Origin of the sequence: Photorhabdus sp. RM322S, from assembly GCF_042879395.1 — a bacterium.
Lineage (GTDB): Bacteria > Pseudomonadota > Gammaproteobacteria > Enterobacterales > Enterobacteriaceae > Photorhabdus > Photorhabdus khanii.
In genome coordinates this window covers 1-6,693 of sequence record NZ_JBHFKW010000077.1, presented here as the reverse complement: position 1 = coordinate 6,693, position 6,693 = coordinate 1, and the positions used below count along the sequence as shown (strand labels likewise).

8 protein-coding genes and 1 pseudogene are annotated in these 6,693 nt (G+C 53.5%); 4 read left to right on the top strand and 5 right to left on the bottom strand.

The window, feature by feature from the left end; translation table 11 throughout:
• Nucleotides 1-149: 149 nt before the first annotated feature.
• Nucleotides 150-1,154 (bottom strand): site-specific tyrosine recombinase XerC, encoded by a 1,005-nt coding sequence (gene xerC, locus ACGF63_RS22000; protein WP_387633218.1) that lies wholly within the window; start codon nucleotides 1,152-1,154, stop codon nucleotides 150-152.
• A 105-nt stretch (nucleotides 1,155-1,259) separates the two neighbouring features.
• A pseudogene (locus ACGF63_RS21995) lies at nucleotides 1,260-1,568 on the bottom strand (site-specific integrase); the annotation flags it as partial.
• Between the two features lie 81 nt (nucleotides 1,569-1,649).
• Between ACGF63_RS21995 and ACGF63_RS21990 the strand changes: the two are divergent.
• The gene (locus tag ACGF63_RS21990) at nucleotides 1,650-1,952 is read left to right on the top strand and encodes a hypothetical protein (protein ID WP_387633216.1); all 303 of its coding nucleotides are present in this window, start codon (nucleotides 1,650-1,652) and stop codon (nucleotides 1,950-1,952) included.
• A 102-nt stretch (nucleotides 1,953-2,054) separates the two neighbouring features.
• Here ACGF63_RS21990 and ACGF63_RS21985 read toward each other — a convergent pair whose 3' ends face one another.
• Nucleotides 2,055-4,832, bottom strand: a complete 2,778-nt coding sequence (locus ACGF63_RS21985) for a CHC2 zinc finger domain-containing protein (RefSeq protein WP_387633214.1) — start codon at nucleotides 4,830-4,832, stop codon at nucleotides 2,055-2,057.
• 132 nt (nucleotides 4,833-4,964) lie between these two features.
• Here ACGF63_RS21985 and ACGF63_RS21980 point away from each other — a divergent pair, with 132 nt between their 5' ends.
• From ACGF63_RS21980 to ACGF63_RS21970, 3 genes are all read left to right on the top strand, one after another.
• Nucleotides 4,965-5,327: a helix-turn-helix domain-containing protein gene (locus ACGF63_RS21980; RefSeq protein ID WP_046976653.1), complete on the top strand. Its 363-nt coding sequence runs from the start codon at nucleotides 4,965-4,967 to the stop codon at nucleotides 5,325-5,327.
• A 78-nt stretch (nucleotides 5,328-5,405) separates the two neighbouring features.
• Complete coding sequence (locus tag ACGF63_RS21975) at nucleotides 5,406-5,729, top strand: SymE family type I addiction module toxin (RefSeq protein WP_387633212.1); 324 nt, start codon at nucleotides 5,406-5,408, stop codon at nucleotides 5,727-5,729.
• Nucleotides 5,730-5,742: 13 nt separating this feature from the next.
• Nucleotides 5,743-5,940, top strand: a complete 198-nt coding sequence (locus ACGF63_RS21970; protein ID WP_387633210.1) for a hypothetical protein — start codon at nucleotides 5,743-5,745, stop codon at nucleotides 5,938-5,940.
• A gap of 47 nt (nucleotides 5,941-5,987) precedes the next feature.
• Here the strand turns inward: ACGF63_RS21970 and ACGF63_RS21965 are convergent, their stop codons facing one another.
• Nucleotides 5,988-6,335, bottom strand: a complete 348-nt coding sequence (locus ACGF63_RS21965; RefSeq protein ID WP_265381111.1) for a hypothetical protein — start codon at nucleotides 6,333-6,335, stop codon at nucleotides 5,988-5,990.
• Nucleotides 6,336-6,339: 4 nt separating this feature from the next.
• On the bottom strand, nucleotides 6,340-6,693 hold a 354-nt coding region (locus ACGF63_RS21960; RefSeq protein WP_387633208.1), incomplete at its 5' end, for a hypothetical protein.

Sequence of the window (6,693 nt, the reverse complement as noted above, 5' to 3'; positions counted from 1 at the left end):
TTCAGTGCCGGGCGGCCGGCATTTACCGCCGGCACTCAGAAGGTGGGCAGGCAGTCCGTGCGCAGGGACGCGCGCGGTCTGCCTTTCACTGCACCCACACACTCACAGGGAACCGGCTAACCTTCGAACTGTCCAACCGCACTGAGGTTTCAGTCCGACTTCGGGCTGTCCGGCTTAGCGCTATCCGTCTGTTTGTCATCTGGCGGCATTTTCTGCTTTGACCTCCGTTCTGCCGGGTGCGTCTGTTCGTGTACTTCCTTTAAGTGACCGATAGCCACGCGCGTATAGATTTGGGTGGTTTCCAGCTTCTCATGCCCCAGTATGGCCTGGATGTGTCGGGTGTCTGCGCCGTTCTCTAACATCTGGGTCGCCATGGAGTGCCGGAACAGGTGACAGGCTCCCGGTTTAGTCAGCTGCGCCTGTTTACGGATGCTGTCAGCGGCTATCTGGGTTAACGTGCCTCTGGCCAGCCCCCGGCCTTTCCTGGTGATAAACAGGTGACCGCTGTCTCCCCGGCGGGTTAACTGAGGCCGGATACTGAGCCAGCGGGTTAACCAGTGCAGCGCCTGTTCGCCGATGGGCACCACCCGGTCTTTACCGCCTTTACCCTGTCTGACCAGCACTACCCCGCGCCCGAAGTCCACCTCGCTTAACAGCAGGTTCGCTATTTCCATGCGCCGGATACCGGTACTCCACAGCACTTCAAGGATAGCCCGGTTTCTCAGGCCCGTGAGTGTGTCGATATTGGCGGCGGCTAATACCGTGTGGGTTTCGTCTTCATTGAGCACTTGAGCAGGCAGCCGTTTTTCTTCTCTTGGCAACACCATGTTATCCGCCGGGTTATACAGGATATGGTGATGCAGCAGCAGCCAGCGGAACCACAGACGCAGGGCACTCAGGCGGTCTAACTGACTGCCCGGGGTGTAGGGCTGGCCGTCCGCTTTACGCTGACTTCTCAGCCAGCGCTGGTAACTTTCCAGCAACGGCAGGCTGACCTGCGGTGCGGTCATTACCCCGCGCGCTTCGCACCAGCTGATGAACGGCAACAGCCGCTCTTCATAAGATCCCTGTGTCCGTTCGCTTAACCCCTGTCCCCGCACGGCTTCCAGCCAGGCGGCCAGATGCTGGCGTAAGGTGGCGAAGCGGGCCGGTATCGCGTCGGGGTGACTGTGGATCTCCGTCACCGAGGAGCGTTTTTTTCTGGCCGGTAAGGCCAGTGTTTCCGCCGGGCTGGTCGGGACAGATTGCTGTTGCTGCAACCAGTCGAACCACTGGCGTAAGGCCCGCAGGCGTCGGCGCTGACTTTCCTGCGGGTAGGGCTGGCCGTTGGCTTTGCGGTACCGGGCCAGATAATGCTGCCAGTTTTCCAGTAACGGCCCGGTGACCTGTGAAGCTGACAGGATGCCCTGTTCCTCACACCAGTTAACGAACGGTGACAGCCGTTCATGACTGGCAGCCTGACTCTTTTGACTCAGGCCCTGCAACAGCAGGTTATCCAGATACGCCTCAAGATGCTGGCGCAGAGTGAGCTGGATAGGTTCGGATTGACGTTTAACGGGTGATGACATGGTGTGATTTCCTGTAGGGAACAGCGGTTAATGGTTATCGGTGTGTGATACGTCACTCCGGTACGATGGCTTGATTTTTAAGTGCCCGGAACAGTCCTTTTCTGTCTGCCTCAACTTGCGGACCGTTCCGCCCGGTATTGTGGCGGCCTGGCGTCCCTTTCCCGGCCGCCAACTTGGGCCCAACTTGACCCCAACTTGAGGGCAACTTGCGGTTCAGTCAGTCCAACTTGCGTCGGTCGTATTCAGGGTTTTCTTATTCTGGTTTTTGGGTTCGATGATGAGCTGGCAGTACGGTACGATGGCTTTTTCTTATTATTGCCGGAACAGTGTTTTTCAGCCTGCCCCAACTTGCGAGCCGTTCCGCCCGGTATTGCTGCGGCTTGAAGCCGGTTTCCCAGTATCCAACTTGGGTCCAACTTGACCCCAACTTGACCCCAACTTGGGGGCAACTTGCGGTTTGTTCAGCCCAACTTACGTGAGTCATATTCAGGGCTTTACCGGTTTTTCCGGTTCTGTCAGGTCAATCAGGCCGCACAGATGAGCATCCTCAGCACTGTCCCCGTTCCAGAGCAGTTCATACTGCAACAGATGGCCGCGACTGCCGCCGTGGACTAACAGGTATTCCATGTCGGCCAGTCGCTGACAATGGACTTTTAACTGGTTGTCGCTCCACTGGGTATAACTGCGGATATCCCGGCGGGTAAAGCGGACAGCGTTCACCGGGCGTTGCTGCGCTGTCGCCGTCTCTTTCACCATCGCCTGTATCAGCAGCAACAGTTTCCTTGTCTGTGGCGACATTTCATCCAGCGTGCGGCCTAATATCTCGTGGGCCAGCCGGTTGGCTAAGCTAATATCGTCTTTGGTCACCTCGATATAGTCCAGCCGTTTTCCCCGGTGCTCGACGGTTTTCACTGCCCGCTGATACTGATGCAGCAGGGCGATACTTTGTATCAGGGTGAGATATTTCATGTGGTCGCGTCGGGTGCGGGTTTTATCGCTCATGAACGTTAATTGACTGGCGAACGGATTCACCACATTCAGCGGGCGTAACAGCCGCTGGGCGTTCTGATGCAGGTCAGTGATATAGGTCTTTTCATTCTCCGCCAGTAAGCCTTTGAGGGTCTGCTTATGGCGCTGCAACGCGTGGATAGCTTCGGTCTGTTCCCGCGATTCGTTCACGGTCAGCACCAGACAGCGGTTTAACAGCTCTTCATCGACATCTATCGCCGTGGTGGTGAGCATCAGCATCACCGGCCCTTTCACCGTGTACTGTTTGGTCACCAGATTCCCGCTGGCGTCATCTTTACCGGTACTGGCAATGGTCAGTTCGCCGTCGCTTTGCAACAGCTTAAGCGCATAGGCGGCCTGCCGTACCCCTTCTTCTTCGGCTATCGCCAGTATCTTGTGCTGGAGATTGGTTTCCCCCAGATAGAACAGACTCTGGCCGGTCATGGCGCTGTATTGCAGCCGTTCTTCTTCCGGTATCAGATTGAGTACCGCATCCATCAGTGAACTTTTCCCGGCGGCGCTACTGCTCTGTATCAGCACGGCCAGCGGACGTTCCAGCTTGCGACTGACGGCAGCTAAGTAACCGGCCAGCAGGTTGGTGCTTTCCCCCACGACGCCACAGGCGGCTAAGTCAGCGGTGATGCGTTCGCTCAGTTTCGGGTCTTGCAGCAGCGCCAGCGCCGCTGTCCGCTGGGCTTCGCTCAGTTCGGGAACCGGTTGGGTTTCGGTTTGTTCACCGACACCGGCCTGTTGACACTGTTCCAGTACCAGCAACACCTGCCCCAGCGCCCGGCGCAAGTCACCTTCGGCCAGCCCCAGTTCGGTGGCGGCCAGCCGCGCATACCCGCCCCGGCTGCGGGCGCTCATCATGTCCACGCTGTCTGCGAACATCACGCCGCTGTCGGTATCAACGACCTGGACATTCACTTTCATCACGGCCGCCCCGGTTTTCACCTGTAACAGGCCCCGGATACCCCACTGTTGTGTGCCGAGGGTGAGGGATATCTCACCATTAGCGCCGGTTTCCCAGACCACATTCGGCATCGATGGCAACGCGGCTATACCGGCGGCTAATGTGCTGACCGTTTCCGGCACCGGAACCGGCTGATGTTCAGCCAGTGCGGCCCGCTCTGTTGCGGTGGTTGTCTGTATCTCTGCCGCCGCCTGCATGGGGACGGCACTGTCGAGCAACAACCCGAAGGCCCGTTCCGGTTCTGCCACCTGACACAGATAGCCGTTGGCATCCATGCCCTCGGGGAACACCACACGGAAGACGGTAATGCTGAGGGCGGTCAGTTCTGCCGCCAGTTTCACTGCGGCCTCATTCCCGGCGTTGTCATTATCGAAGGCAATCAGCACTTGTTTAACCTGATGCTGTTTCAGTGCCTGCCAGTGGTCGGGAGTAAAACCGTTCACCCCGTAGGCGGCGGTGACATTACGGTAACCGGCTACCCAGAACGACATCGCATCGATTAACGATTCACACAGGATAAGCGAGGCTGACGCCCTCATTGCCGGTTCATTCCAGACGCCGCCATGTGCGCCGGGCAGATACAGATGTTTCAGGGTATTTTTGCGCAGGTCATCACCGATTTTACGCCCGTAGATTTCGCGTATCTGGCCGTGCATATCGATAACCGGTATCACCAGTGAACCTCGGAAGTGTTCATGCCCGTTGTCCCGCAGGATACCCGCCGCCATTAACCGGGTACGGATAGCCGATCCGGCTTTGTATTTACTGGCGGGCAGCCGGTAACCCAGGGTGCGGTTAGCCAGGCCCGGTTTAAAACAGGCAACTAATTCCGGGTGATTTAACCGGCGTTTTTCCAGATAAGCCAGCGCTTCGGGGGCGTTCAGCAACGTGTGGTGATAGAACTCCACCACCCGGTTGAGCAGCGCCTGCCGTCCGGCCTCGTCTTCGGCCAATACGGCGGGTTCATCCGGCTGGACCAGCGGGGCCATTGCGGGGTTATTGCCCAGTTCCCCACGCAGGCGTTCCACGGCATGGCGCAGACTTAAACTTTCGGTTTTCATGACCCAGTCGAGCACGGAGCCGCCTGAGTTGCAGCCGAAGCAGTGATAGAGGTTCTTTTCAGGGCTGAGCACCATTGACGGGGTTTTCTCCTGATGGAACGGGCATAGCAGCACGTAATCTTTGCCGCGTTTAAAGAGCTGCCGCCCCTGCTGTTCCACCACGGCGACTAAGGAGACGGCGGCTTTCAGGTGCTGTAATTCGGTTTCGGGAATGCGGGCCATAAGTTTGTTCCTTTAAAACCTTGTCAAGACCATGTATGTGTTTTATTATGGCACATATATATGTACTATCGTCAAGTGGATATTAATCAAGGGGGTAAAATCATGAGTCACTCGGTTTACTGGTGCTTATCTATGCCCTTATCTGAACGACTCATTGCTTTACGTAAGCAACGCAGCCTATCTCAGCAGGCGATGGCTGATGCTATTGGGATTCATGCTAATAGCTGGAAGAAGTACGAGACAGGGCAGGCTCAGCCTTCCCTTGATGTATTGAAGAAGATCGCGACTTCGCTGAATGTCAGCACGGACTTTTTGTTATTTGATGAACATGAACGTGTACCGGTTGATGAACTTTCCTTGCAGTTTGAAGCCATCAGCCAGCTTCCTGATGATGAACAGAGTATTGTTCGTGAAGTGCTGGAGAGTTTAATAATCAAGTATCAGTCGCGACGTTGGGATTCAGCCAGACAGGCAGCGAAAAAGAAAGAAGAGTAACGAATAAAGCTAACGCGGGTTGCCAGTGCGCTAACACTGACAACCCGCTCACCACAACTAACTACGAGAGAGTTAACTATGGCTAAGACGCATTCTAAAGCAGAAACGGTTGTAAATAAAGCTGAGAAAACAGAACGTTATTACACGGTGGGTTATGTGCCGAATGGGAACCGGGTCAACAAGACCACCCCGGCGATACACCTTAAGGGGCAGTGGCTTAGACAGGCGGGGTTTAATACCGGGGGCCAGATTACGGTGAAGGTGATGGACGGTTGTCTGGTGCTCATTCCTGACAGTGACACCACGCAACACTATCAGCAACAATACCAGCGCCAGCAGAGCCAGCTTAATGAGATTAAGCTGCGGATGCGTGAGATGCTGGCTGAGTACAACGCGGGCTAAGGGAGGGGATAAAATGAACGTGGTGATTGAACATTTACAGGACATTCAGTTAACCCATATTGAAGCACTGGCCTTGGCTCAACTGGTTAAGCGTCTGAACTGGGTGGAGATACGCGCCTGTGCCGTGAATGACGAGGAAGCGTATCAGATTAAGGATGCGATCGCTAAGCTCCAGTCGGCGCTGGCTTACCGTGGGTATGCGCCCCGGTAGATCATAGAAAGGCCGGAAGATCTTGGGTGATCTTCCGGTTTTTTTAATTAACTAGCATTATATATATCGTGTAGATTACTATTTTTATTCAAGTTAATTATACTTTCCTTTTTATAAGTTAATATTAATTCACCTTTATTTTCATCATTTTCTATTGCACGTACACCATCAATAACACAAAGAATACCGAATAATGTATTATCAGCCACTATTCTTATTATTTTATTGATTAGTTCTTTCTCTTTCTCTGATTTTTCATGATAAAAATCAGACAGTTCAACCAATTCTCTTTGTGGTTTTCTGCCAGGAGGAGATTCAAGTATTGAGATAGTATCTTCGATAGCAGCATCTCTTACTACAAGTTTTAATATATCTACAAATAGTTGAGAATTCATCTTTTTACCTTATTTTAGTGAAGGCTTTTGAATACATTTCTTTATTCAATTTGAGCAAATCTTTTATTGCAGAAGGAGGGGCATTAGTATAGTTGCGCAAATCCCTAACATCTTTTGTCAATAAATCTCTAGCCGATCCCGTATACGGTCCTTTCATTGTAGGAATGAGTTTGTGTTCTCCTCTAGGAAGAGCTATTGATGGAGCTGTTTTAGGATCATAACCAGTAATGATCTGCCCCGCCGGATGTTTTTGAGCCGCATGATGGATATCTAATTTATCACCTACTTTAGAACGTCTCTGTAAATCATCAAATGTACTCACTTCATATTTTTGTGTTGGACAAGCTGCTAGCCCCAG